Annotated in this window: 25 protein-coding genes and 1 tRNA gene; 17 read left to right on the forward strand and 9 right to left on the reverse strand. The window is 36.8% G+C overall.

Annotated features, from left to right (window positions below; genetic code table 11):
- Positions 1-87: 87 nt before the first annotated feature.
- The 9 genes from H9Q20_RS00580 (at position 88) to H9Q20_RS00620 (ending at position 7756) form a co-directional block, all read left to right on the forward strand.
- Positions 88-282 carry a hypothetical protein gene (locus tag H9Q20_RS00580; RefSeq protein WP_187478051.1) on the forward strand — a complete coding sequence of 65 codons (195 nt, stop codon included), beginning with the start codon at positions 88-90 and terminating at the stop codon, positions 280-282.
- On the forward strand, positions 275-2923 hold the full coding sequence (locus tag H9Q20_RS00585; RefSeq protein WP_187478052.1) for an ATP-binding protein: 2649 nt from the start codon (positions 275-277) through the stop codon (positions 2921-2923). Before H9Q20_RS00580 ends, H9Q20_RS00585 begins: the two co-directional genes overlap by 8 nt.
- A gap of 12 nt (positions 2924-2935) precedes the next feature.
- On the forward strand, positions 2936-3301 hold the full coding sequence (locus tag H9Q20_RS00590; protein WP_124642435.1) for a response regulator transcription factor: 366 nt from the start codon (positions 2936-2938) through the stop codon (positions 3299-3301).
- 37 nt (positions 3302-3338) lie between these two features.
- Positions 3339-3548, forward strand: coding sequence for an acetyl-coenzyme A synthetase N-terminal domain-containing protein (locus H9Q20_RS00595; RefSeq protein WP_124642437.1), 210 nt, complete (start codon positions 3339-3341; stop codon positions 3546-3548).
- A 20-nt stretch (positions 3549-3568) separates the two neighbouring features.
- Positions 3569-5476 (forward strand): acetate--CoA ligase, encoded by a 1908-nt coding sequence (gene acs / locus H9Q20_RS00600; RefSeq protein WP_187478053.1) that lies wholly within the window; start codon positions 3569-3571, stop codon positions 5474-5476.
- Between the two features lie 123 nt (positions 5477-5599).
- Complete coding sequence (locus H9Q20_RS00605; protein ID WP_124642441.1) at positions 5600-5956, forward strand: hypothetical protein; 357 nt, start codon at positions 5600-5602, stop codon at positions 5954-5956.
- Between the two features lie 111 nt (positions 5957-6067).
- Complete coding sequence (locus H9Q20_RS00610; protein WP_124642443.1) at positions 6068-6535, forward strand: nucleoside triphosphate pyrophosphohydrolase family protein; 468 nt, start codon at positions 6068-6070, stop codon at positions 6533-6535.
- A gap of 44 nt (positions 6536-6579) precedes the next feature.
- Entirely contained in the window at positions 6580-7155 is a 576-nt protein-coding gene (locus H9Q20_RS00615; protein ID WP_124642445.1) for a thioredoxin family protein, read from the forward strand.
- A complete protein-coding gene (locus H9Q20_RS00620; RefSeq protein WP_316248109.1) occupies positions 7142-7756 on the forward strand; it encodes a DUF4230 domain-containing protein in 615 nt (204 codons plus the stop codon). Before H9Q20_RS00615 ends, H9Q20_RS00620 begins: the two co-directional genes overlap by 14 nt.
- A 59-nt stretch (positions 7757-7815) precedes the next feature.
- Here the strand turns inward: H9Q20_RS00620 and H9Q20_RS00625 are convergent.
- Positions 7816-7889, reverse strand: a tRNA-Arg gene (locus H9Q20_RS00625).
- 47 nt (positions 7890-7936) lie between these two features.
- Here H9Q20_RS00625 and H9Q20_RS00630 point away from each other — a divergent pair.
- Both H9Q20_RS00630 and mtgA read left to right on the forward strand, forming a co-directional pair.
- The gene (locus H9Q20_RS00630) at positions 7937-8983 is read left to right on the forward strand and encodes an ABC transporter substrate-binding protein (RefSeq protein WP_187478054.1); all 1047 of its coding nucleotides are present in this window, start codon (positions 7937-7939) and stop codon (positions 8981-8983) included.
- Between the two features lie 94 nt (positions 8984-9077).
- Entirely contained in the window at positions 9078-9722 is a 645-nt protein-coding gene (mtgA, locus tag H9Q20_RS00635) for a monofunctional biosynthetic peptidoglycan transglycosylase (RefSeq protein WP_124642449.1), read from the forward strand.
- A 5-nt stretch (positions 9723-9727) separates the two neighbouring features.
- On the opposite strand, the gene H9Q20_RS00640 is transcribed toward mtgA, so the two are convergent.
- Positions 9728-10018, reverse strand: coding sequence for a hypothetical protein (locus H9Q20_RS00640; protein ID WP_124642451.1), 291 nt, complete (start codon positions 10016-10018; stop codon positions 9728-9730).
- A gap of 343 nt (positions 10019-10361) precedes the next feature.
- Between H9Q20_RS00640 and H9Q20_RS00645 the strand changes: the two genes are divergently transcribed.
- On the forward strand, positions 10362-12494 hold the full coding sequence (locus H9Q20_RS00645) for a S9 family peptidase (protein WP_187478055.1): 2133 nt from the start codon (positions 10362-10364) through the stop codon (positions 12492-12494).
- Between the two features lie 311 nt (positions 12495-12805).
- Here H9Q20_RS00645 and H9Q20_RS00650 read toward each other — a convergent pair whose 3' ends face one another.
- Positions 12806-13792, reverse strand: a complete 987-nt coding sequence (locus H9Q20_RS00650) for a hypothetical protein (RefSeq protein WP_187478056.1) — start codon at positions 13790-13792, stop codon at positions 12806-12808.
- Between the two features lie 64 nt (positions 13793-13856).
- On the opposite strand from H9Q20_RS00650, the gene H9Q20_RS00655 reads away from it, so the two are divergent.
- A complete protein-coding gene (locus H9Q20_RS00655) occupies positions 13857-15122 on the forward strand; it encodes a glycosyltransferase (protein WP_262385547.1) in 1266 nt (421 codons plus the stop codon).
- Positions 15123-15153: 31 nt separating this feature from the next.
- On the opposite strand, the gene prmA is transcribed toward H9Q20_RS00655, so the two are convergent.
- Positions 15154-15981: a 50S ribosomal protein L11 methyltransferase gene (prmA, locus tag H9Q20_RS00660; protein ID WP_187478057.1), complete on the reverse strand. Its 828-nt coding sequence runs from the start codon at positions 15979-15981 to the stop codon at positions 15154-15156.
- Positions 15982-16100: 119 nt separating this feature from the next.
- Here prmA and hpt point away from each other — a divergent pair, with 119 nt between their 5' ends.
- The 4 genes from hpt (at position 16101) to H9Q20_RS00680 (ending at position 18947) form a co-directional block, all read left to right on the forward strand.
- Positions 16101-16655 carry a hypoxanthine phosphoribosyltransferase gene (hpt, locus tag H9Q20_RS00665; RefSeq protein ID WP_124642458.1) on the forward strand — a complete coding sequence of 185 codons (555 nt, stop codon included), beginning with the start codon at positions 16101-16103 and terminating at the stop codon, positions 16653-16655.
- 72 nt (positions 16656-16727) lie between these two features.
- The gene (locus H9Q20_RS00670; protein ID WP_124642475.1) at positions 16728-17306 is read left to right on the forward strand and encodes an adenylate kinase; all 579 of its coding nucleotides are present in this window, start codon (positions 16728-16730) and stop codon (positions 17304-17306) included.
- 62 nt (positions 17307-17368) lie between these two features.
- Positions 17369-18352, forward strand: coding sequence for a GTPase ObgE (gene obgE / locus H9Q20_RS00675; RefSeq protein ID WP_124642460.1), 984 nt, complete (start codon positions 17369-17371; stop codon positions 18350-18352).
- A gap of 130 nt (positions 18353-18482) precedes the next feature.
- A complete protein-coding gene (locus H9Q20_RS00680) occupies positions 18483-18947 on the forward strand; it encodes a DUF962 domain-containing protein (RefSeq protein WP_124642462.1) in 465 nt (154 codons plus the stop codon).
- Positions 18948-18955: 8 nt separating this feature from the next.
- Here the strand turns inward: H9Q20_RS00680 and H9Q20_RS00685 are convergent, their stop codons facing one another.
- From H9Q20_RS00685 to H9Q20_RS00705, 5 genes are all read right to left on the reverse strand, one after another.
- Positions 18956-20719 (reverse strand): BatD family protein, encoded by a 1764-nt coding sequence (locus tag H9Q20_RS00685; RefSeq protein WP_187478058.1) that lies wholly within the window; start codon positions 20717-20719, stop codon positions 18956-18958.
- Positions 20719-21501, reverse strand: a complete 783-nt coding sequence (locus H9Q20_RS00690) for a tetratricopeptide repeat protein (protein WP_262385548.1) — start codon at positions 21499-21501, stop codon at positions 20719-20721. Before H9Q20_RS00690 ends, H9Q20_RS00685 begins: the two co-directional genes overlap by 1 nt.
- Positions 21502-21578: 77 nt before the next feature.
- On the reverse strand, positions 21579-22589 hold the full coding sequence (locus H9Q20_RS00695) for a vWA domain-containing protein (protein ID WP_124642465.1): 1011 nt from the start codon (positions 22587-22589) through the stop codon (positions 21579-21581).
- Positions 22589-23590, reverse strand: a complete 1002-nt coding sequence (locus tag H9Q20_RS00700; RefSeq protein WP_124642467.1) for a vWA domain-containing protein — start codon at positions 23588-23590, stop codon at positions 22589-22591. The genes H9Q20_RS00695 and H9Q20_RS00700 overlap by 1 nt, the downstream gene beginning before the upstream one ends.
- Positions 23583-24482, reverse strand: a complete 900-nt coding sequence (locus H9Q20_RS00705) for a BatD family protein (protein WP_187478059.1) — start codon at positions 24480-24482, stop codon at positions 23583-23585. Before H9Q20_RS00705 ends, H9Q20_RS00700 begins: the two co-directional genes overlap by 8 nt.
- Between the last annotated feature and the right edge of the window lie 10 nt (positions 24483-24492).

The raw sequence follows: 24492 nt of genomic DNA on the forward strand, positions 1-24492 counted from the left end.
TTTTGTATCCTGAGCGTAGTCGAAGGATACAAAAAAATAAAAAAGCGGGAACGGAAGGCTGAAATGCTGCCCAAATAAAAAAAAAACATGAAAATAAAGCATCAACAAAAATTGCCCATCCTGAGCGTTGTACTCTTTCTACTGTTCAATGCTCCTTTTCTACTCTTGTTCAATGATCATGAATTGAATTTGGGTATCCCTATTTTTTATATTTATATTTTCCTTATTTGGATGATTTCTATTGTTGTTTCGTATTCTATTTTTAAATTGTTTGATGAGTAGTCCAATTTTATTTTTATTGGTTGTCGTTTACCTGGCCGTATTGTTTGTCATTGCCCACAGTGCTGAGAAAAGAAGAACTGCATTTTGGGTGGACAATCCGTATGTCTATGCGCTGTCGTTGGCGGTGTATTGTACAGCCTGGACCTACTACGGCAGTATTGGCGTGGCAGCCACTTCGGGATTGGAATATCTGACCATCTATCTTGGACCTGTCATGGTAATACCGCTATGGATTTTCATCAATACAAAAATCATTAGAATTTCGAGGGTCAATAGGATCAGTTCCATCTCGGACTTTATTTCTTTAAGGTACGGAAACAGTAGATTTCTAGGAGCTTTGGTGACATTGGTTTGTATTTTTGCGATCATTCCGTACATTGGTTTGCAGATCAAAGCCATATCCGAAACTTTCCACTTACTGTCGGAAAGTCCACAATCCGACAATATTATTCAAGATTCTGCCACTTATGTTGTGGTGATTATCGCTTTGTTTTCTTCGTATTATGGCACTCGATATGTAGATGCTTCGGAGAAAAGATTGGGGATTGTATCTGCCGTTGCTGTGGAAAGTTTTTTGAAATTAATCTTTTTCATCATCCTTGGATTTTATGTGGTGTACGGCATTTTCAACGGCTTTGGCGATCTGTTTTCTCAAGCATCTAAATTGGAAGATTTTGCTAAGAAAAATACCATTAACGGGTTAGAAGGCGCCTTCAATTGGTTGTTTTTGCTCTTACTTTCGGCTTCGTCTATATTTTTACTACCCCGACAGTTTCATACCTCTATCATCGAAAACAGAAAAGAAAAACACATTAAAACCGCCATTTGGTTGTTCCCGTTGTACTTGTTGCTCATCAATGTATTTGTAGCGCCCATCGCTTGGGGCGGAAGGGTTTTGTTTGAAGGAATGCCCATCAATACAGAGTTTTTGTCGATTCTTATTCCTCAAAAAATGGGGAATACCATCGTTGCAACCATGGTGTTTTTTGGAGGGTTAAGTGCCAGCATCTCAATGATCATTATCTCCAGTATCGCCCTCTCGGTCATGCTTTCCAACAACATCATCATCCCCTACGGATGGTTGGATCGATTTGCAATAAAATCCGATTCGGCAAACAGCAAAAGCATTGTAAACATTCGTAAATTCAGTATTTTTTTATTGATTATTGCTGGATTTATGTTTTACAAATATTGGATTTCCAGTTCTACTCTTTTTTCTGTAGGCTTGGTATCTTTTGTATTAATTTCGCAATTGGCACCTGCATTTTTTGGAGCATTGTTTTGGAAAAGAGGCAATTATTACGGAGCCGTAGCGGGGATTGTTGCAGGAAGTATTTTTTGTTATGTCAATTTAATTTTACCCGAATACACCCCCAATATCCTGAACAGTTTTGGGGTTACCACTTTCAAAATCCCCTATCTATCGACCATTGCCAATACTTTTTTTTGGAGCATGATGATTAATTTTGGATTGTATGCCTCCATTTCCAGCAGCAGCAACGGAAATTATAGAGAGAGAAACTATGCCGAATTGTACACCGACATCAACGATTATATCCACAATCACGAAAATGCCTACATCTGGAGAGGTACCGCCAATAAGTCGGACATCATCAAAATTTTAACGAAATTTTTGGGTACTAAAAAGACAGAACAAGCCCTGAAAATTTTTAATTTGAAATACAACCTAACCGACGAAAACGATACTGCAGACAGCAGATTTATTAAGTTTTCAGAGAATTTACTCAGTGGTAGGATTGGTACGGCATCGGCAAAAATAATTATTGAAGGAGTAGCCAAAGAAGACAAAATCTCGCTCCCCGAAGTGTTGAAAATTTTAGAAGAAAGTAAGGAAAACATCAGCATTAACAAGCAACTTACCGAGCAGTCACAAGAACTTAGGACACTTTCTACAGAATTGCAAAATGCAAACGAAAATTTATTGATAAAAGACCAGCAAAAAGACGAATTTTTGGATACCATTGCCCACGAACTTCGTACGCCGGTAACTGCCATCCGAGCGACAAGCGAAGTCCTTTTGGACGATGACGAAATGCCTGCTGAGATACGAAAAGAATTTCTAAACAACATCATTTCCGAGAGTGATCGTTTGGCAGAAATCATCAACGACATTCTTTATCTGGACAAGTTGGAAGCCGGAATGATTGTCCTGAATAGGGAAGAAAAAAACATTGTGGACACCTATCACAAGGCACTGAAACCGCTTTCGCATTTATTTGAACAAAAGTTATTGCACCATTCCGAAGTCAACCTGACTAAAAATGCAGTGTTTTTGCATGATGAAGGAAAAATGATCCAAGTATTTCAAAATATTTTGGGCAATGCATTGAAGTTTGCTAACCATCAGGGTATGATACAAACCAAATTTCAGGAAACGGAAGAGTGCCTAAAAATTTCGATTTTCAATACCGGAAAAACCATTCCAGAGGAAGATTTGAACTATATTTTTGATAAATTTTATCAAAGTAAAAACCAGAACATTCTAAAACCTGTTGGCAGCGGATTGGGATTGGCCATTTGTAAAAAAATAATACAAGCCCATGAAGGCGAAATCTCAGTAAAAAATAAAGAAATAGGAGTGGTTTTTGAACTGCTTCTGCATAAAAAAAGTAAAAAGTAAAAAGTGATTGACATGAAAAAGATATTGATAGCAGATGACGAACACAAAATCATCATGACCCTAGAGTATGCCTTTCGTAAGGCAGGATACGAAATTTTTATTGCCAGAGACGGATCCGAAGTATTGGAAATTTTGGAAAAAGAAATCCCCGACCTGATGCTACTGGATATCATGATGCCCAAAGTAGACGGTTTTACCACGCTCTCCATCATCAAAGAACAAGAAAAATACAGCCAAATAAAAAGCATCTTTTTATCCGCAAAATCCAGCCAAGAAGATATCGAAAAAGGACTTTCTCTAGGAGCAGATGCCTATGTTACAAAACCATATTCCATCAAAAAATTATTGGAAATTGTAGACGATCTTTTATCAAAATAAACAACCATCAACACAACACCTAAGCATAATTATTAAAATGAAAAATGAAAAAGCAGATGCACTGTTCCATGAAAGCATCAAAAATAAAGAGCAATTTTGGCGACAGCAATCCGATGCCATTGCGTGGTATAAAAAACCAGAAACCATGCTGGACGGAAAAGAATTTCAAATCCCATCTACCATCGATGATGAAAAAATTATTACCAAAATCCAAGAATCTATAAATCAATACAATATAACCTATTAATACGAAAAATATTTATCAAAATGAGAAATTATCACATTCAAGATTTACCGGACTATTTCAAACAGTATAAGAAATCCATAAAAAATCCTAAGAAATTTTGGGATAAGGTGGCCGACGAAAACTTTGTCTGGTACCAAAGATGGTCTAAAGTTTTTGAATTTGACATGGAAGAAGCCAACATCAAATGGTTTAAAAATGCCAAACTAAACATTACCAAAAACTGTTTGGACAGACACCTGAACGAAAGAGGAGATAAAACAGCCATCATTTGGGAGCCCAACAGTCCGGATGAAGAAGCCCAACACATCACCTATCGCGATCTTTATGAAAGGGTGAATAAAATGGCCAATGTACTCACGGATTTGGGCATCAAAAAAGGAGACCGAGTGTGCATCTACCTACCCATGATTCCAGAGTTGGCCGTTACCATGCTTGCCTGTGCAAAAATGGGAGCCGTACATTCCGTAATTTTTGCCGGATTTTCAGCCTCGGCTGTAGAATCCAGAGTTAACGATTGTGAAGCAAAAATGATCATCACCTCCGATGGAAGTTACAGAGGAAACAAAGCCATAGATCTGAAAGGAATTATTGATGAAGCGGTAGCGAAATGTCCTACGGTAGAAAAAGTTCTTGTAGTGAAAAGAACAGGTGGTGAAGTGAAAATGAAAGAAGGAAGAGACATTTGGGTGGAGGATTTGTATGAAAAAGCATCTACCGATTTCGTAACAAAAATTATGGATGCCGAAGATCCTCTTTTCATCCTATACACTTCCGGATCAACAGGAAAACCCAAAGGAATGCTGCACACCACTGCAGGGTATATGGTCTATACAGCATACACCTTCAAAAATGTTTTTAGCTATAAAGAAAACGACATCTATTGGTGTACCGCAGATATTGGTTGGATTACGGGACATTCCTACATCCTTTACGGACCTTTGGCAAACGGTGCAACTACGGTCATTTTCGAAGGTGTACCTACCTATCCAGAACCCGATCGTTTCTGGGAGGTTATCGAGAAACATAAAGTAACACAATTCTACACGGCACCAACCGCCATTCGATCTTTGGCAAAAGAATCTGCCGAGTGGGTAGAAAAACACGATCTCTCCAGCCTAAGGGTAATTGGCTCGGTGGGCGAACCCATCAACGACGAAGCTTGGCATTGGTACAACGACCATGTTGGCAAGAAAAAATGTCCAATTGTCGATACTTGGTGGCAAACCGAAACCGGAGGAATTATGATATCGCCTCTTCCTTTTGTAACACCAACCAAACCCACTTATGCGACACTTCCGTTACCGGGCATTCAACCGGTTTTGATGGACGAAAAACGAAACGAAATTACGGGTAACCAAGTCGATGGCAATTTGTGCATCCGTTTTCCTTGGCCAGGAATTGCCAGAACCATTTGGGGCGATCATCAACGATACAAAGAAACCTATTTCACGGCTTTTCCGGGTAAATATTTTACAGGAGATGGAGCATTGAGAGACGAAACGGGATATTACAGAATAACGGGTCGTGTGGATGATGTGATCATTGTTTCTGGACACAATTTAGGTACAGCGCCTATAGAAGACAGTGTAAACCTGCACCCAGCAGTTGCCGAATCGGCCATTGTTGGATATCCTCACGATATCAAAGGAAATGCACTGTACGGCTATGTAATCCTAAAAGAAAGTGGTGAGACCCGAGACAAGGACAACCTTAGAAAAGAAATTAACATGCTGATTTCCGACTCCATTGGTCCTATAGCAAAGTTGGACAAAATACAATTTGTGACCGGATTACCAAAAACCAGATCTGGAAAAATCATGCGTAGGATTCTGAGAAAAATTGCCGAAGGCGATTTTAGTAATTTCGGAGACACCTCTACCCTGCTAAATCCAGAAATTGTTGATGAAATAAAAAACGAAAAAATATAGAAATTTTAAATAGTCTTACCTCCAGTAAGGCTATTTTTTAGTTAAATTTCTTTAAATAGTGTTTTTTACTATTGAAAATAAAAAGGTTTATTCCTAAATTTGTTTACACTAAAAATCAAAAGCATGAAAAATCTAGTAGCAGGATGTTTTAATATAAGTCACGATTACAAACACCTTGAAAGTTCTTTGTTGGACTCAGGAATCTCTAACGAAGATTTTACCATTTATTTGAATAATGAAAACGAACATTATTTAGCAAGTGTCAAAGTTAATAACGAAGCCGAAAAATTAGCCATTCACGAAATATTTAACAGCCACAAAGTGGTCAACACTTATTATTTCGAAGATCTTCCGGAAGATTATTCTTATGAAAATTTAAAAGAACTTATTGGGCGAATTGCACATTCTAAAATTTCAGAAGCCCAAGAATTGATCATTAAAAAATCAACCGAAGGAATGAATGATGAAGTTGCTTTTTAAAAAATTGAAGAACTTATCACAAACTTTAAAAATTCATGAGAGAGATTAGCAATCGTACACCATTTTCTTTCTCATGAATTTATTATATTTGTCCGTATAATAATTATTAAAATGGACAAATTAGATAGCCTTAATCAAGTAGCAGAATTTCACAAAACCTTTAACGCACCTATACTACAACATCCACAAATCCCGTCAAAAGATCGATGCGATTTGAGAGTATCTCTCCTTCAAGAAGAACTGAATGAACTGAAACAAGCCATTGCCGATAACAATTTGGTGGAAATTGCCGATGCTCTATGCGATTTGCAATATGTATTGAGTGGTGCGGTTTTAGAATTTGGTTTGGGCGAAAAGTTTGCGACACTTTTCAACGAAGTACAAAGATCCAACATGTCCAAAGCTTGTGCTACAGAACAAGAAGCTCAAGATACTGTGGAACATTATTTGCACCTGGGACAAGAAGCTCATTATGAAAAATCTGGAGACAAATACAATGTACACCGCATCTCTGATAATAAAGTGCTGAAAAACAAATACTATTCTCCAGCAGATTTAGAAACCATTATCAATCAATAAAATATTTGTTTGAAATATTCGTTTCAACACAAAAAAATCATTATATGAAAAATAAATTTATCAAACTTTTATTTGCTACTGCGTTTTTAGGAACTTCCTATTTTGTAAATGCCCAAAAGGTAGTGGTAAACCGTGAGTTAGAAACCACACAAGATGGAAAAATGCTTGTCGGCATTCAGCTAAGAGAACAATTGCAAAAAGCTCCTTATTCCGACTGGTACACAACAGAATATCAAGAATATCAGACCGATAAAAAATCCATTTCCGAGCTCAAAAAACAAAAAATTGGAACTTATCACATCATCGCAGTACTGGGCACATGGTGCGACGATAGCCACAGAGAATTGCCTAGATTATTAAAAATATTGGATGAAGCCGGATATCCTGAAAACAAATTGCAACTTCTAGCCGTTAACAGAAAAAGAGAATCTCCTACGGGTGAAGAAGGATTGTACAACATCCAAAAAGTACCCACTTTTATTGTATTCAAATACGGAAAAGAGATCGGTAGGATTTTGGAAGCTCCAAAATCCGGTTGGATTGAAAGGGATTTATTAGAAATTTTAAAAAAAGACGACAAATCTTTTAAAGAGTTATTTAAAAAAGATGATCAGAAATAAAAAATATCTCATCGCATTTTGTATAGGAGCCATAACCATGTTGCTCCTATTTTTTGCGCTGAAAAAAGCATTCAACTTTAGCAGCAAAGACGAAAAAAACGACCATTACATCATTGCCAACCAAATTTCTAAAATGAATAAAATGGTGGTGATGGAACAGGATTTTTCAGCCATGCGAAAAAATAAAGTCACTTACTCCGTTTTTGGAAAATCGATTTCCGAAAACTCAATTGTCACCTTCACCAAAACCAATGTCCAGGTATCCTACGACCTCAATAAAATGAAAATGGAAGTAGATTCTGTGGATAGAAAATTAATCATTCGCAAACTTCCTGAACCGGATATTAAAATTAATCCGAATGTCGAAATACAAAGCATGGACGACTCTTTCTTTAATCGGATAAATGAAGCCCAGGTTAAAAAAGTCACTCAAGAAGCTAAAGATCATGCGATAAAATCGGTAAACGAAGATCAATTAAAAGAAGAAGGAAAAAAACAATTGATGGAAAATCTCAATCAGATTTTTGTGCTGGCAAAAGCCTTAAATTATGAAATTGTGGACGAAACCCATTCCCTAAACTTAAAACAGTTTTTGGATTAGAGATTCCATTCAATATAAAAAAATAAAACCGCAAATTTTTCAATTTGCGGTTTTCCTTGTGAACGCGGAAGGAGTCGAACCCTCAACCTCCAGAGCCGTAATCTGGCACTCTATCCAATTGAGCTACGCGTCCGTTCTTAAAGGTTTGCAAATATACATTTTTTTTATTTACTTTGAAATATGAAATCAAAAATTATCGCATTATTTCTGTTTTTAGCCCTTGTTTCCTGCAAAAACACTGAAAATCAGGAACAAAAAAAATGGAATAAAATATCAGAAAGAATACAATATCGAATTTCCGAAGGAGATTTTGAATTGAAATCAGGAAAATACAGCTACAAAATCCCAAAAACAAAGCTGCCGTACAAAAAAATCGTACTTCTAAATGCCAGTTTGGTCGGCTATTTTACCGAATTGGGAAAAGAAAATACCATAATTGGATTGTCCAGTCCAGAATATATTTTCTCTGAAAAAGTTTTAAAAAACATCAAAAACAATAAAACCACCGTGGTGGGCGACGAAGCCAAATACGATTTGGAAAAAATCCTTTCTCTAAAACCCGATGCCGTTTTTACCAATTACATAGAAAGTTTCCAAAACACCTACGATTTACTGAAAAAAAATGGAATTGAAGTTATTTTTATTGATGAATATTTGGAACAAAAACCATTGGAAAAATCAAGAATTATAGAACTTTTTGGCGAAGTTTTAGGAGCAAGAAATGAAGCTGAAAAAGCATATATAAATATTGAAAAAACATACCATACCCTTTCGGACAAAGCACAAAAAACCAAACACAAACCCATGGTTATTGCCAACGAAATGTACGGAACACAATGGTACATGCCCGGCGGAAATACCAATGTTGCACAGTTGCTAAAAGATGCCGGCGCACAATACATACTCTCGGAAAATAAAGAGTCCCGAGCAGTTCCCCTGAGTTTTGAAGAAGTCTATGCCAAATCCAAAAATGCCGAATATTGGGTGAATATTGGTGTCTATAACGATAAAAAGTCTTTGCTTTCCATGAATCCCAATTATTCCAAATTGTCTGTCTTCAACCAAGGAAAACTCTATGCCGTAACCGGAAAACAAAAAAACAGAGCCAACGATTATTTTGAAAGTGGCGTGGTAAGAGCCGACAAAGTTCTAGCAGATTACATCCGAATATTCCACCCAGAAATCCTAGGAAAAGACAGTCTGCATTATCAAAAACAATTGCAATAAAATACGAAAAAATCAGTGAAAATTGACTTTTGCATGTCCTAAAGATTGGCCTATATTTGCAGAAATTATCCAAAAAAATAAAGATCTAATACCCATGTGGAAGTTCATCAAGAAGCTGATTTATTTTATCATCATCGCCAATGTTTTATTTATCATTTGGGGCCGATTTTTCAATCCGCCCATTACCCTAACACAAATTGGGGGCATAATGACTTATGGAAAACTGGAAAGAGATTACATTTCTTATGACAACATGGGATCTAATGTAAAAAAAGCCGTAATCGCCTCTGAAGATCAAAAGTTTTATAACCACAACGGATTCGATTTTCAGGCCATAGAAAAAGCATTAGAGCACAACGAAAAAGGCAAAAAAATCCGTGGTGGAAGCACCATTTCCCAACAAACTGCAAAAAATATTTTCCTGTGGCAAGGCAGAAGCTGGATCCGAAAAGGCCTGGAAGCCTTCTACACTTTCATCATAGAAAAAGTTTGGTCCAAAGACATCATCTTGGAAAGATACCTGAATTCTATCGAAATGGGGCAAGGCGTTTTTGGTGTAGAAGCGGCATCACAGTATTATTTTGGCAAATCTTCCAAAGACCTTACCAAGAGCGAAGCCGCTTGGATAGCTGTTGTACTGCCCAATCCACAAAAATACGACCCGAAAAATCCCTCTGCCTACCTTTCTAAAAAACACCGATGGGTGATGCGCCAGATGAACAATGTGGTCCTACAATAACAGCGTCACACAACAATCAAATCTTCAAAAGACTGATTGGTAAATTTTTCATTAAATTTTTTCAAGAAAAATGATTTCCTCAACCGGAAGTCATTTTTTAGTAAAGGCGAGTTTATTTTTATCGTCAGCACATTATTTTTCAAATCCACCGAAACGATCTCGGCAAAAAGCTCTTCCGACAGATATTCTTCCAAAAAATCTCGAACTTCTAAAGCCACCAATTTTTGTTCAAAACCGTAAATTCTGGCAAACGATTTCACCAAATCCGAACTCTGAAACTCCCTCCTTTTCTTCATTATTTATTTCGATTTTTTATTTGGGCAGCTGTTCCCGCTTCCGTTCCCACTCTTTTATTCGTCGTACCTCCTCATAAAAGGAGTTCCACTCAAGCGGGGCTGCAAGTTTAGAACCCCCAACAAAATTACAAAAAAAATGGACTAAACCCATCCATCCACCATTTATCATTTGCTTTAGATGCTCCGTTTTTTATTTCAGGACAACGATTTTCAAGGTTCATTTTAATAATTTTAGTACAGAAAAAGAACAATTCTTGTCCAATGTCATCATAATAAATTCAAAATAATTATCTTCGTCACTTGCTTTTCAACATTACAATAACCGACAAAATTTTTATCAAAAATGAAAAAATTAGGATTGCCACTATTTTTGGCTTTAGCCTTTACACAAATGGGATTTTCGCAAGAAATTACCTTAGACAAAATATATTCTGGATACTATCGTGGAAAAGGAATTAACGGAATTTCGTCCATGAAAAATGGTGAAAATTATGCCGTTATCGAAAGCGATGGCATTGCCAAATACGCCTACAAAAACACCCAAAAAATAGGCTTAATCGTTCCTGGGCAATTCGAAAATTATATCTTCTCCAACGACGAGTCCAAAATTTTATTACAAAAAGAAAGTCAGCCCATCTACAGACATTCTTTTCTCGGAAAATTTGATGTTAAGGATCTAAATACCGGTAAAATCATAGCCCTAAACAACGGAGATTTTGTACAAGAACCTCGATTTTCTCCAGATGCCACCAAGGTCGCATTCATCGCCAACAACAATTTGTATTACCAAGACCTGAAAACGGGAGACATCGTACAATTCACAAAAGATGGCGAGAAAAATAAAGTCATAAATGGATTGGCCGATTGGGTGTATGAAGAAGAATTTGGCCATGCCAGACAATACGAATGGACCAAAAACTCCAACGCCATTGTTTTTGTTAAATCCAATGAGACGGAAGTCCCGGTGATGCACATCCCCATTTATGAAAACAACCTGTACCCGATAGATTGGCAGTACAAATACCCAAAAGCAGGTGAGAAAAACTCGGTGGTATCTGCACATCTTTATCAGTTGGACAAAGGAAAAGTCATTAACCTGGATCTTAGCAACTTTAAAAAATATTACATCCCGAATGTTATTCAGACTTCCAATTCAGATGAGATCATCCTCATCACTTCCGAGAGAACTCAGAATGCATCAGACATCCTGAAGGTTGATACCCAAACGGGAGCCATAAAAAAACTCTTTACCGAAACCGACGAAAAATGGATAGAAACGGATAATGTAACTTTAGAATTTTTAGAAGATAATTCCTTTATTTGGGGTTCCGAAAGAGACGGAAACCGACATCTGTATTGGTACAATGCCGATGGCAGCCTGAAAAAACAAATCACCAAAGGCTCTTGGGAAGTAACGGACTATTACGGTTATAACCCAAAAACCATGGATGTTTTCTTGCAAACGACACAAAATGGGAGCATCAACAAAGTGGTTTCTAAGGTGAATATAAAATCCGGAAAATCGACCATCATCTCTAATCCACAAGGCAACAACACCGCGAATTTTAGCAAAAATTATCAATATTTTATAGAAACTTCGTCCTCTGCAAAAAAACCAAATACCTTTGTATTAAAAGACAATTCTGGGAAGACTTTGCAAGAGTTGCAAAACAATAACGACCAACTAAAACGATTGGAAAACGATAATTTTGTATCCAAAGAATATTTCACCATTCCCAACGAAGCAGGAGACCAAATGAATGCTTGGATCATAAAACCAAAAAACTTTGATCCCAATAAAAAGTATCCACTATTTATGTTCCAATATTCTGGACCCGGCTCTCAGCAAGTGTCCAATTCTTGGGATATGGGCAACGGATTGTGGTTCAACCATCTTGTACAAAAAGGATATGTTGTAGCCTGTGTTGACGGTCGCGGAACGGGATACAGAGGAACGAAATATAAAAAAGTAACCTACAAAAACCTAGGGAAATACGAAATCGAAGATCAGATTGCAGCGGCAAAATGGCTGGGAAAACAAAGCTACATCGACAAGGAAAGAATCGGAATTTTCGGTTGGAGTTTCGGTGGATATATGGCGAGCCTTGCAATGACCAAAGGAGCAGATGTCTTTAAAATGGGAATTGCTGTGGCTCCTGTTACCAACTGGAGGTATTACGACTCGGTATATACGGAAAGATTTATGCTGACTCCTCAGGAAAACCCTGCAGGATATGACGACAACTCTCCTACTTCTTATGCCAAGTTATTGAAAGGGAAATTCTTACTGATCCACGGTACTGCCGATGACAATGTGCATTTCCAAAACGCTTTAATCTTTTCTGAAGCCTTAATTCAGAATAAAAAACAATTCGATTTTATGGCGTATCCGGACAAAAACCACGGCATCTATGGTGGACAAACCCGCCCGCAGTTGTACCAAAAAATGACTGATTTTATTTTGGAAAATTTATAGATGCATCGCCGTTTTTTTGTAAAGTTTTTTTTGTGAAATATTTATTACAGGCTATTTAAAATTAGCAGTATCTTTGCAGAGCCAGGCATACATCTGTCTGACGACCTATCAGGGATTCATATTTATAATATAAGTCCCTGATGTATTTTTTAAGCTTAATGTGGACAAAGAAATAAGATAAAAGAAATTGGTTATGCGGAGTTTTGTCCATAGAAAATAGTTGCATTTTTGCAATGCGAAGCGAGAAGTTTAGACTGTCAATTCGCTACCAAAAAGAAAGCCGTCTCATCACTGAAACGGCTTATTTTATTCTAAAAAGGTAAATTTATCTTTTCGGGTGCAATAAAATCTTTGGTATAAGGATCTTCCAAATAACTCAGGATAGGATTGGGAAACTTGAGGATGTTCTTTTTTTCAATTCCATATACGGTCCAATATCCTGCCAATACACTGGCAAATGTATCTTCATCCCAAAAACCAAACAACGGACGGTTGGCATTTTCAGTGACAGGTAGGGATTCTATTTTTAATCTATCCTCATTTTTTTCAATGAGGTATTCCGGTTCGTATTGCAAAAGATAATTGGAATAATGAAACCTTGCATACAACTCTTCAAACTGAACGGGATGCAAAACATGATCTCCAATTTTTTCTAAAATGGCTTTTTGATGATCGGCAACCACCTCATTGTCGTGCAAACTGGCAATAATCCCAAAATCCTTCAACCCAAGTTGAAACATCAGATTCACCGTATCGTCACGGTAATTCATAATATCTGCAGAAAATTTGTGCCTCACTACGGTGATGCTCCACGGATTTTTTCCGGTGAACTCCATAGGGATAATGATGGATTGCAGCATCAGATGAAAAAGTCCGAATCGTTCTTTCAAAAAAGGAGATACCGACAATTCTTTGTCGAATTTTGCCAATCGTACTTTTTCTTTGGACATTTCGTGGAACAAGGTTCCGTACACCATTCTTCCCAACCACAAAAACAAGTCGTGACTGTCCAATGCTTTTACAGCATCATAACCTTTGTCAAAAGCCTCAGAAATTTTCTTGTCCAAGTCATCAAAAGCTTGTTTAACTTTGGTGGTGCAAGGTACTTTCAGCTCGTTGTAAGTCACGGATTTCAGCTTGTCCATCATCTCGAAAACTTCATCTCCCAATTTATATTTATCCATAAACCATTCGGGGAAAATGGTCATTTGTTCTGAGGTTTCTTTTCCGGTTAGGAAACAAATATGATCATCGAAAGTTAAAGTCTGAAAAGGATGATATAGCGATTCTGTAAGCATAAAATTCAATTTTAAAGTCTAAAAATAAAACGGTGCAAAATTAAGGATAAAAGCGTTAATTGTCTTGCTAAAATACGATAAATTCATCCCATTGTCTTACTTTTACAGCATGAAGCATTTGGTCATTATAGGCATGGTAATTCCGGAGCCTAATTCTACAGCCGCCGGAAAAAGAATGTTGCAATTAATCGATTTTTTTTCTCAAGCAAATTATAGAATTTCATTTCTAACAGCTGCCGGAAATGTAGAGTTCAGTTTTAACCTTAAAGAACTGAATATCAACCTTATTACAATTGAAATTAATTCTCCAAATTTTGAGACCATACTACAAGGTCTGCAACCCGATGTCGTATTGTACGATCGTTTTGTTACCGAAGAACAGTTTGGTTGGAAGGTTGCGGAAATCTGTCCCAATGCTATAAAAATATTGGACACCGAAGATCTTCATTTCTTGAGAAAAGCCAGAGAAAATGCTTACAAAAAAGGTCTAAACCTAAACGAAATCGATTTTCAAAATGAAGTTTTTATTCGGGAAATGGCTTCCATTTACAGATCCGATCTTTCTCTTATCATTTCCGAATTCGAATACGATTTGTTGGCCCATACATTGAAGGTTTCGCCGGATATTTTACTTTATATTCCTTTATTTGCCGAAGTTACGCCGGACTCGGTATCGTTTATCAATAGAAAAAACTTTGTGAGTATTGGCAATTTCTTGCACGAACCCAATTGGCAAACGGTCCTAAAACTAAAACAAATTTGGCTCCAAATAAAAAAACAAATTCCAGAGGCCGAAATACACATCTACGGTGCTTATATTACCGAAAAAGCCAAGCAATTACACAATGAAAAACAAGGTTTTTGGGTTAAAGGAAGGGCAAATTCTGTTGAAGAAGTTTTCAACAATGCCAGAGTCTTGCTTGCGCCCATCCCTTTTGGTGCGGGTATTAAAGGAAAACTTTTGGACAGCATGAGATTGGGTCTGCCCAACATAACTACAAAAATTGGAGCCGAAGCCATGCACGGCAACTTACCTTGGAACGGCTTTGTTGTAGAAGACGATGAAAGTTTTGTTGAAAAAGCCATCAATTTGTACAACAACCAAGATCTTTGGTATCAATGCCAAAAGCAAGGTTATGATTTGGTAGAAAATAGATACAAAAAAGAACAGTTCTACCCTATTTTTGAAGAGAAAATACAAAGTATTTCCACAAAATTAAAGGCACACAGGATGCGCAATTATTTTGGTAAAATCCTCTTGCACCATACCCTACAAAGTAGCAAATACCTTGGAAAATGGATAGAAGAGAAACAAAAAAATCGGGAATAATCCCGATTTAATGTTAGTATAAAAGTCCTGCTTATTTCTTCAACAAAAGGCTCATCCACTCTTCTTTTTGTTGTTGACGGATCAGTTCCAAATTTTGTTCTTTACACACTTCCAAGATATCATCAACATCGAAAAAACAAAGACCGGAAAGCAGTAAATACCCTTCTTTTTTTAGTACTTTAACATAAGTTGGGATGTCAGAAATCAAAATATTCCTGTTGATGTTTGCCAATATAACATCGAAATTTTCTGTGCCAAGGTTTTCTGCTGTACCCAGCTCTATATTCAACTCAACATTATTTCGTTCAGCATTTTCCTTAGAATTTTCCACAGACCATTCGTCAATATCAATGGCTTTTACATACTGTGCCCCTTTTTGTTTGGCATAGATCGCCAATACCGAAGTACCGCAGCCCATATCCAACACATCTTTTCCATGGAAATCCATGTCCATCATCTGTTGTACCATCAAATGTGTCGTTGGATGGTGTCCCGTACCGAAAGACATTTTGGGTTGTATCACAATTTCGTGCATGTCGGGATTGGCTTCATGAAATTCTGCACGGATAAGGACTTTGTCCTCCACATAGATTGGTGAGAAATTCTTTTCCCATTCTTCATTCCAATTGATATTGGGCATGGCTTGGTAAGTATACGAGATGTTTACTTCTTCAGAATTTAGCAACCAAAGACTGTTAAGCTCGTGTTCCTGATACAGCTCTTCTTGGATGTACCCTAAAATTCCATCATGCTCTTCGGTAAAACTGTCGAAACCAATTTCGATCAGTTCCGCCATGAGGATTTCGTTCCAAGGTTGAAGAGGTGATATTTTAAAATTAAATTCTAAATACTGTTGCATGATAAAAATTTTGAGCAAAGATAAGGAAGTATCACAGAAAGTTAAAGTCCAAACGCTTATTTTTAGTGTTATAATTAAAGTATTAACCAAAAAAAGCTTAATTTTGTGCTTTTGAAATTATGGCAAGTATAAAAATACACGACAAGTACTTTGTGCCTTATCTAAAGCACGATGAAATCCAGCAAATGATTAAGGAATTGGCTGAAAAAGTATATGAAGATTACAAGGACGAAACACCTGTTTTCATTGGAGTTTTGAACGGTGTAATCATGTTTTTTTCCGATTTCTTAAAGTACTATCCTGGAAAATGCGAAATTGCCTTTATCCAAATGAGTTCGTATTCAGGAACTCAATCCACAGGGATTGTTTACAAAAAAATGGAACTGACCAAAGAAGTAGAAGGACGACACATCATCCTTATGGAAGACATCGTAGATACTGGAAACACCTTGGAAAGTTTGTATCATTATTTTGAAAATACACAAAGACCAAAATCTCTGAAGGTCGCCTCTCTGCTTCTAAAACCTGAAGTGTACGATAAAGATTTCAAAATAGACTATGTAGCCAAAGAAATCCCGAACAAATTTGTATTGGGATACGGTTTGGATTACGATGAATTGGGCAGAAACCTTCCGGATCTGTATCAATTAGAAGAAGGGAGAATCAACCATTAATTCTTCAGAAAATAATATCAATCTAATAAAAATCGACAAAACATTTTATTTTTGTCAAACCAGAAAAACATCATGATCAACATCGTATTATTCGGTCCTCCGGGAAGTGGTAAAGGAACACAAGCTCAGTTTTTGATTGAGAAATTTAATTTGAAACAAATTTCCACTGGAGATTTATTTCGTTATAACATGAAAAACGATACCGAATTGGGCAAATTAGCCAAATCGTATATCGACAAAGGCGAATTGGTTCCGGACCAAGTAACCATAGACATGTTGATTGACGAACTTAAAAAACCTACCACTGCTGAAGGATTTATTTTCGACGGATTCCCAAGAACTGCAACTCAAACCGAAGCTTTAGAAAACATCGTGCAAGAGGTTCTTAATCAACCTATTAGCGTTTGTTTATCTTTGATCGTTGAAGACAAAGTATTGGTAGAACGATTGCTAAAAAGAGGCGAAACCAGCGGCAGAACGGACGACAGTAATGAAGAGATCATCACCAATAGAATTAAAGAATATTATAGCAAAACGGCAGAAGTTGCCGAATTGTACAAACAACAAGGCAAGTATGTGGAAATAAACGGGATCGGCGAGATCGAGGAAATTTCTAAAAAACTTTTTGCCGAGGTTGAAAAAATTAAATAACAAAACCTTCTGCTCTCTCTTTTCATTTTTGTGAAAGGATATTGTAGAAATAAAGAAAATTTATGTCAAATTTTGTAGATTATGTAAAAATCCATTGCCAATCGGGTCATGGTGGAGCTGGATCGGCACACTTGCGCCGTGAAAAATACATCCCTAAAGGTGGTCCTGACGGTGGAGATGGCGGAAGAGGTGGACACATCATCATGAAAGGAAACTCTCATGAATGGACTTTGTTGCCCCTGCGCTATACCCGACATGTGAAGGCCGAAAGAGGTGTGAATGGTGCAAAAAGCCAATTGACCGGTGCCGATGGAGCAGATATCTATATCCAAGTTCCTATCGGGACTATTGCTAAAAATGAAGAAGGCGAAATCATTGGCGAAATCCTTGAAGATGGTCAGGAAATTATCCTGATGCGTGGCGGAAAAGGAGGTTTGGGCAACGAACATTTTAAATCGGCGACCAACCAAACTCCAAGATATGCGCAACCCGGACTTCCTGGTGAAGAAGGATACATCGTTTTCGAACTAAAAGTCTTGGCAGATGTTGGTTTGGTAGGATTTCCAAATGCCGGAAAATCAACACTTTTGGCTTCCGTCTCTGCAGCGAAACCCAAGATTGCCAATTACGCATTCACCACTTTAACACCCAATTTGGGAATTGTAAATTATAGAAATTACAAATCTTTTGTCATGGCAGACATCCCCGGAATTATCGAAGGAGCTGCCGAAGGTAAAGGTTTGGGACACCGTTTCTTAAGACATATCGAAAGAAATTCCATCCTTTTGTTTTTAATTCCTGCCGATTCTGAAGATCATTTCCAAGAATTTAAAGTTTTAGAAAATGAACTGAAAGAATACAACCCTGAATTGTTGGACAAAGACTTCATCATCTCCGTATCCAAATCCGATTTGTTGGACGATGAATTGAAAGCCGAGATCGCTGCCGAATTTCCGGAAAACAGACAACCCATCTTCTTTTCTGGCGTGAGCCAAGAAGGCTTGATGGAGCTAAAAGATGTTATTTGGAAAAAACTTCACGGATAACATTCTACAAATTTTAGAAATAATATTCACAAGAAGAATATCAAATAAATCATAAACCATAAAATTCTCAAAAGATTTCGGATTATTTTCCGAAATCTTTTTTATTTTTGAAAAGAAAATTCAAAAATAAATGAGAAAAATAGATATATTGTTTTCAGAGTACGGAAAAAGTCATAAAAACAAGATCAACAAAGCCATTCATTGGGTCTGTGTACCGCTGATTTTTTGGTCCATTCTAGGATTTATTTCACTCATACCGACACCACATATTTTTATACAATTTATGGGGTATATCAGTGTTGCCAGCTTGGTTTCGGTACTTTTGGTAAGCATTTATTATTTACTGTTGAACTGGAAAATGGCCATCATTATGTTTTTTGTGATGATGGTATTTGAAAAATTTGTTTACGAAACCAATATTTTTTTCGAAAGAAAATCGTGGTTGATATTCGTGTCTGTTTTTGTTATCACATGGATTTTTCAGTTTGTTGGTCACAAAATAGAAGGTAAAAAACCGAGTTTTCTAAAAGACATACAATTTCTACTGATTGGTCCCATTTGGCTAATAAAAAAAATACTCCCTTTTAGAATCTAAGAGTCCTTTTAATTCAGCTGTTTTATTTTTTGATAAACGGATGTGATTTTCACAGACAGTTCCATCAAGGTTTCTTTTGATTTGAACGGGTTGAATTTTTCAATTTCAATTTGATGTTTCAATTGTGTTAATTCTTGTAAAACATCGTGTTGACCTTTTTGTTCCAGCCATTTTTCTACCGATAATTGATGTCCGGCTTGAATTGCATTTTCCAATTCGGCATGAAAATCATCAAAAGATTTAAAGAACAAGTCCGACTTCTCTTCGTTTGCCAAAATGCTGAAATAATTGAAATTACTTTCAAAATCGATTCCTTTATTTTTCCGAATTTCAGCTTCAGTTTCGGCTACAGAGCCCATAGACTTGTGGTGTCTTGAGATGTGAAGAGCTCTTTTTTTCTTGGATTTTCTGTAACGGCTGTACAACAACGAACCATAAATCACACCAAAAACCAATACCAAATTTCCCAAAACAATTTTCCAATCAATTTTTGATTTTTCTTTAACCTTAAATTCTGAAGTTTTTAGAATGGGAGTTTCCACTTTTTCCAAAACCGTATTGGTATAGTTGTTTACCTTTTCGATAGTCGTCTGGGTTTTCGCAAATTGTTCGGCACTTAGAATGTTTAGTGGCAATACCGTTTCGCCTTTGTCGATGTATTCATTTTTTTGATCGTTAAAAAATGAAAAATGATCCGCTTTTATTGTAATTTCACCTGCTCTGTTGGGCACAACAACATAGTTCACCACTATTTCACCTTGGAAATTTTGACCTTTTGGCTGAATGTTTTTACTTACTTTGGGCTTGTAGAAAGTATAATCTTTGGAAGGATACAACCTTGGCAGTTCTACCGTATTCAGATTTCCGATACCCGAAAGTTTTAGAGTTATATCAATGGGTTTGCCTATTTCGTAAAAATTTTGTTTGGAAGTATTTTGTAGGGTCAGCTCATAATTTCCAACGGCATTTTTAAAGTTTTTTGTGGAATTTTCCGGAAGTGATTTCACATTCAGATTCACTTTATTGCCTACAATTTTGGTTAGATTTCCATTCGATTTTATGTGAGCAATTGCTGACGGCAATTCAACTTTTCCACTTTCATTTGGGGTTATGCTGTAGATCGCAACAATCTGGGTGAGCCAGTTGGCGTGACTTTCAGAAGGTTCTATTTCTTGTGGAGTCAGATTGATTGGCTCTATTTCAACATCACTTTGTTTAGAAAAATGTATGTTATTTACTTTTCTAAATTGGTCATAATCTTTGCTATAAATCCTAAGTACGGCTACTGTAGGCTGATATTGATAGACCTCTTTATCCTTTATTTCTAAATTAAGATAGACATCGTTCTGGTTATTTGCAACAGAATTTGTTTCACTTTTTCGTACCTCTTCTTTCACAAAAATGTCAAACGATTCGGATTTGTACATTTTGCCGTTTACCTGGACCAACGCCGATCCAATCTTCAATTTCCCACTTTGTTTGGGCTGCAAAACATATTGATATACAATTTGGTTAACTCGATACCCGGTTCTTTGATCAACAATGGTATTTTGTTCTGAAGCCGATCCCAATTCTTCAAATTTTGAGAAATCAGGCAGTTTTATCGGACTTTCTTGAATATAATCGTCTCCATTGATTTGGATGATGAAAGTAAGAACAAATTTTTTGTTTTGTCTAAACTCTTTTTCGTCCGTCATTCCCACAATATTGACCTGACCATAAGATTTTATGGCGAAAAGAATCAATAGTATTTGTAGAAATTTTAGTTTCATTACCAGTCTTTCTCGTTGCTTTCCGGTATGGAATAGGCATTTTTGTTCAGGATGCGTTTTGTGGTTCTTTTCTCACGATTTCCCACTTCATTCATGATCGCATCTCTTAATTCTTTGGGCATTCCGGATTGTTTACCCTCCTGTTTTTCATCACTCCCTTTACCCTGACCTTGTTGCTCTTTTTGGTTTCCTCCGCTGCTATTTTCAGGACTATCACCATTTTCGTCCCCTTCTTTAGGCTCTTTTCCTTCTTTACCTTTTTGGTTATTGGGATTGTTTTTTTCTTTTTGATCTTGTTTTTCTTGAGATTTTAGCTTTGCTATTTCAAAATTTTTCCTGGCGGCTTCGTTGTAAGGATCTAGTTTCAGAGCTTTCTTGTAAATTTCAGCAGCTTGTTCCGGTTGCTGTTGTTGCATGGCTACATTGCCTTGGTTGTACAAACTTGCCATTTTATCGGTATTGTTTTTAGCAAGAGCTTCGGCTTTTTTGTACTCGGCATTGGCTTCATCGTACTGTTTTTTTTTGTACAATGAATTTCCTAAATTGTAATGGGCTGCGAAGTCTTTAGAATTTTGTTGGATGGCATCCATGTATTTGGATGAAGCCTGGTCGTACTTTTCGCTTTTAAAATCTTCATTACCCTCGAAGATTAAAGCATTATAATTTTTCTGAGCCGAAGCATTTTCGACAAAGAAAAAAAGCATAAAAAAAGAATAGAAAAGTAGATTTTTCTTCATAGGCATTCCATCAATCAAATTGATATTGGAAAACTTTGTTTTCATCGATGCAAATGTATTCTTTTTATATGTTAAACTTAAGTTTGAATATGTTAAAATTGGGTTAAAACAAGGCATCTAGCTTAAAGATTAAGATCGTTTTTGGGGTTAAAAACATAAATCACCAAAAAACACAACAAAGAAACCGCTAAAAAATATTGATAATACCTTTCGGCATTGTCGGATTTCACCCAATGATTGGTTGCAGATGCTGCATTTTTCAATGCTTTTTCCAACCCATTTATAGTCGTTTTCAAATCATTTCCATCCAAATATTCACCTCCGGTTTGTTGGGCAATATTTTGTAAATCCATTTCTTTTCTTGATGAAATTACCGTATCTCCCGTATTCATATCCGCTTTGTATCCCATCAATTGTCCCATGATGTATTCCGGAATTGGAGCGCCTTCCGCAGTACCAACTCCAATGGAAATCACGGTTATCCCTTCTTCTTTTGCCAGTTGTATGGCTTTTTCAGTATTGTTTTCATTGTCTTCGCCATCGCTTATCAAGATCACCTGTCTGGATCCTTTTGGGATGTTTTTAAATTTTTTTACCACTTCTTGCATCGCCAAAAGCAAATCCGTCCCTTGTCTTTTGACAATCCCTGTATTGATGGCTTCTATGTACTGATCAGCTGAAGAAAAATCCGTTGTTAAGGGCATAATGGAAGCTGCTTCGCCTGCAAAAACCACAATGCCTACCCTATCGTTGTTCATGTTTTGCAAAGAATTGAGCATGATGTTTTTTGCTTCTTGCAAACGGTTGGGCTCTACATCTTCGGCATTCATCGAATTGGAAACATCAAACAAAAAAATCACATTATTCATTTTCTGTTTTGTTTTTATTTCTTCACTTCCTTTCATCAAATCGACCAAAGACAGAGCTAAAAAAACAAAGCCTATGCAATACAAAATGGGGATAATCCGCACATATTGAGTTGTTTTCTGAAACAAATCTATTTGAAATCTTCCTTCAGCAAAAAGTTCTTTTTTACGGTTTCTCCACTTCAAAAAATTTGACATCAACAAGCCCATCCCCAACACCAAAAGGATCAGTAATAAATTCCAATAATTTCCTATAGTCCAATCCATTACAGTATCGATTTAAATAAAACCCATCTTAACAATCCGTCCAAAACCAAAACCAGCAGAGCTGTCCATAGAAAATATTGGAAAAACTCTTTGTAGTTGTACATCTTACTGGACTTAACATCGGTTTTTTCCATTTGGTTAATCTGATCGTATATTTGTTCCAAACTTTCGTTGGATGTGGCACGAAAGTACTTTCCACCCGTTGTTTGTGCAATATCTCGTAGCGAAGGCTCGTTGATTCTTACCTCTTGTTCTGTAAAAATAATATCTCCAAAAACATCCTGACTGGTCGGGAACAGTGCATATCCGTTGGTCCCAATCCCAATGGTGTACACTTTTATGCCGTAGCTTTTCGCCAATTCGGCAGCCGTTTGTGGTGGGATGGCATTTTCAATATTGTTTTCGCCATCGGTCATTAAAATAATGACTTTACTCTTGGATTTTGCATTTTTCAGATGATTGACCGCCACCGCCAATCCTTCACCAATAGCAGTTCCGGGTTGCAACTCGAAAGGATCCAGGTTGCTCAATTCATCTATGATTACTTGATGATCTGTCGTCAATGGAACTTTTGGAAATGCCTCTCCCGAATAGGTGACCAAACCAATTTTGTCCATGGGTCTTTTATCGACAAAGCGTTTGGCAATATTTTTAAGAGCCGTCAAACGGTCTGGTTCTAAGTCTTTCGCAAGCATGGACAATGATACATCTACGGACATAATGATATCGATGCCTTTATTTTCGTCGTTATCGGTAGAAATGGTAAAAGATCTTGGCCTTGCCATGGCGAGGATGAGCGAGGAAAGTATGATGTATTTTGTAAATTTCAACAAAAACAAAATACCGTTGTACTGCCCATCTACAGACATATTGGAAGTTGATGGTACAACAATTCCTACTTGTTTTTTCTTTTTGAATTCCTTAATTAACAAAGGAATTAGCAATAAAAAAAGAAGTAAAAACCAAGGGCTATGCCATTCGAAATTCCAAAAACTAAACATCTTTTCTTAATTTTTCAAATTCGATATCCTTTAACGAAGCCTTTACCAAAGCAGAGCAAGAGTTCCAATCTTCATTCATCATCTCTACAGATGGAAAAATTTTAGCAAATTTCACCAAATCGCCACGGAGAAAAACTTTTTCGACAACCGCTTCATTTTCTTGTGAAATGCTGTGATTTTGTTTCATGTAAGCAATAAGATCGTCCGTAAGCAAAACATCAGCCGGAATGCGATACTGCACCGACAAAAATCTTCTCATAATGTCGATCAGTTCAACATAAAAATCTCTAAAATTTCCTTGTTCAATGTGTTTTTTATCTTTTAAAGCATTCAACTCCTTCAGGGCTTGATTGGTTAATTCTTTTGGACTGTCTTTTGGTTTTTTACCGTATCTGACAAGGCCAAAAATTAGAATTGCAAGTGCAACAATCGCAATAGCAGCCAAAACCCAAAATTTGTAGATTTGCCAATAATCTTTCAGCTCCAAACCAACTTCTTTATTCTTCATAATGTCATTGATTTTGTCGTCTTTACTGGCAGTGTTCACCACTTCGATTTCGTAGGGAGTTGTTTTTTCAATTTTTCCATTGATGTTAAATTCTAAGGCGGGAATAGAAAATTTACCTTCCTGAAAAATGGCAAACTCTATCGTTCTTTCGTAGGTATCCATTTTCTTGAAAAGGGTATCTTTGATGATTTCAAAATGAAAAGGCAACAATTCGTTTTTCGGAGCCGAACGAACATCCTTGCCACCAAGATGATCCACTTTTATGGTGAGTACATTGGGCTCGCCCAATCCCACGGTTTTCTTATCCAATCGGGACGAAAGGGTTTGGGAAAACATGAAAATTCCCAATAGAAATGAAATAAGAAAATATATTTTTTTTAACATTTTTGAAATT

The organism is Amniculibacterium sp. G2-70, assembly GCF_014353055.1.
GTDB classification, from domain to species: domain Bacteria; phylum Bacteroidota; class Bacteroidia; order Flavobacteriales; family Weeksellaceae; genus Amniculibacterium; species Amniculibacterium aquaticum.

What these genes read in the sequence shown, in the direction of transcription:
- H9Q20_RS00595 (WP_124642437.1), top strand. Translation starts at nt 3,339, where the DNA reads ATGAAAAATGAAAAAGCAGATGCACTGTTCCATGAAAGCATCAAAAAT.
- H9Q20_RS00645 (WP_187478055.1), top strand. Translation starts at nt 10,362, where the DNA reads ATGAAAAAATTAGGATTGCCACTATTTTTGGCTTTAGCCTTTACACAA.
- H9Q20_RS00680 (WP_124642462.1), top strand. Translation starts at nt 18,483, where the DNA reads ATGAGAAAAATAGATATATTGTTTTCAGAGTACGGAAAAAGTCATAAA.
- H9Q20_RS00700 (WP_124642467.1), bottom strand. Translation starts at nt 23,590, where the DNA reads ATGTTTAGTTTTTGGAATTTCGAATGGCATAGCCCTTGGTTTTTACTT.
- H9Q20_RS00670 (WP_124642475.1), top strand. Translation starts at nt 16,728, where the DNA reads ATGATCAACATCGTATTATTCGGTCCTCCGGGAAGTGGTAAAGGAACA.
- H9Q20_RS00650 (WP_187478056.1), bottom strand. Translation starts at nt 13,792, where the DNA reads ATGCTTACAGAATCGCTATATCATCCTTTTCAGACTTTAACTTTCGAT.
- H9Q20_RS00590 (WP_124642435.1), top strand. Translation starts at nt 2,936, where the DNA reads ATGAAAAAGATATTGATAGCAGATGACGAACACAAAATCATCATGACC.
- H9Q20_RS00610 (WP_124642443.1), top strand. Translation starts at nt 6,068, where the DNA reads ATGGACAAATTAGATAGCCTTAATCAAGTAGCAGAATTTCACAAAACC.
- H9Q20_RS00620 (WP_316248109.1), top strand. Translation starts at nt 7,142, where the DNA reads ATGATCAGAAATAAAAAATATCTCATCGCATTTTGTATAGGAGCCATA.
- H9Q20_RS00580 (WP_187478051.1), top strand. Translation starts at nt 88, where the DNA reads ATGAAAATAAAGCATCAACAAAAATTGCCCATCCTGAGCGTTGTACTC.
- H9Q20_RS00685 (WP_187478058.1), bottom strand. Translation starts at nt 20,719, where the DNA reads ATGAAACTAAAATTTCTACAAATACTATTGATTCTTTTCGCCATAAAA.
- hpt (WP_124642458.1), top strand. Translation starts at nt 16,101, where the DNA reads ATGGCAAGTATAAAAATACACGACAAGTACTTTGTGCCTTATCTAAAG.
- mtgA (WP_124642449.1), top strand. Translation starts at nt 9,078, where the DNA reads ATGTGGAAGTTCATCAAGAAGCTGATTTATTTTATCATCATCGCCAAT.
- H9Q20_RS00585 (WP_187478052.1), top strand. Translation starts at nt 275, where the DNA reads ATGAGTAGTCCAATTTTATTTTTATTGGTTGTCGTTTACCTGGCCGTA.
- H9Q20_RS00690 (WP_262385548.1), bottom strand. Translation starts at nt 21,501, where the DNA reads ATGAAAACAAAGTTTTCCAATATCAATTTGATTGATGGAATGCCTATG.
- H9Q20_RS00630 (WP_187478054.1), top strand. Translation starts at nt 7,937, where the DNA reads ATGAAATCAAAAATTATCGCATTATTTCTGTTTTTAGCCCTTGTTTCC.
- obgE (WP_124642460.1), top strand. Translation starts at nt 17,369, where the DNA reads ATGTCAAATTTTGTAGATTATGTAAAAATCCATTGCCAATCGGGTCAT.
- prmA (WP_187478057.1), bottom strand. Translation starts at nt 15,981, where the DNA reads ATGCAACAGTATTTAGAATTTAATTTTAAAATATCACCTCTTCAACCT.
- H9Q20_RS00695 (WP_124642465.1), bottom strand. Translation starts at nt 22,589, where the DNA reads ATGGATTGGACTATAGGAAATTATTGGAATTTATTACTGATCCTTTTG.
- H9Q20_RS00705 (WP_187478059.1), bottom strand. Translation starts at nt 24,482, where the DNA reads ATGTTAAAAAAAATATATTTTCTTATTTCATTTCTATTGGGAATTTTC.
- H9Q20_RS00615 (WP_124642445.1), top strand. Translation starts at nt 6,580, where the DNA reads ATGAAAAATAAATTTATCAAACTTTTATTTGCTACTGCGTTTTTAGGA.
- acs (WP_187478053.1), top strand. Translation starts at nt 3,569, where the DNA reads ATGAGAAATTATCACATTCAAGATTTACCGGACTATTTCAAACAGTAT.
- H9Q20_RS00605 (WP_124642441.1), top strand. Translation starts at nt 5,600, where the DNA reads ATGAAAAATCTAGTAGCAGGATGTTTTAATATAAGTCACGATTACAAA.
- H9Q20_RS00640 (WP_124642451.1), bottom strand. Translation starts at nt 10,018, where the DNA reads ATGAAGAAAAGGAGGGAGTTTCAGAGTTCGGATTTGGTGAAATCGTTT.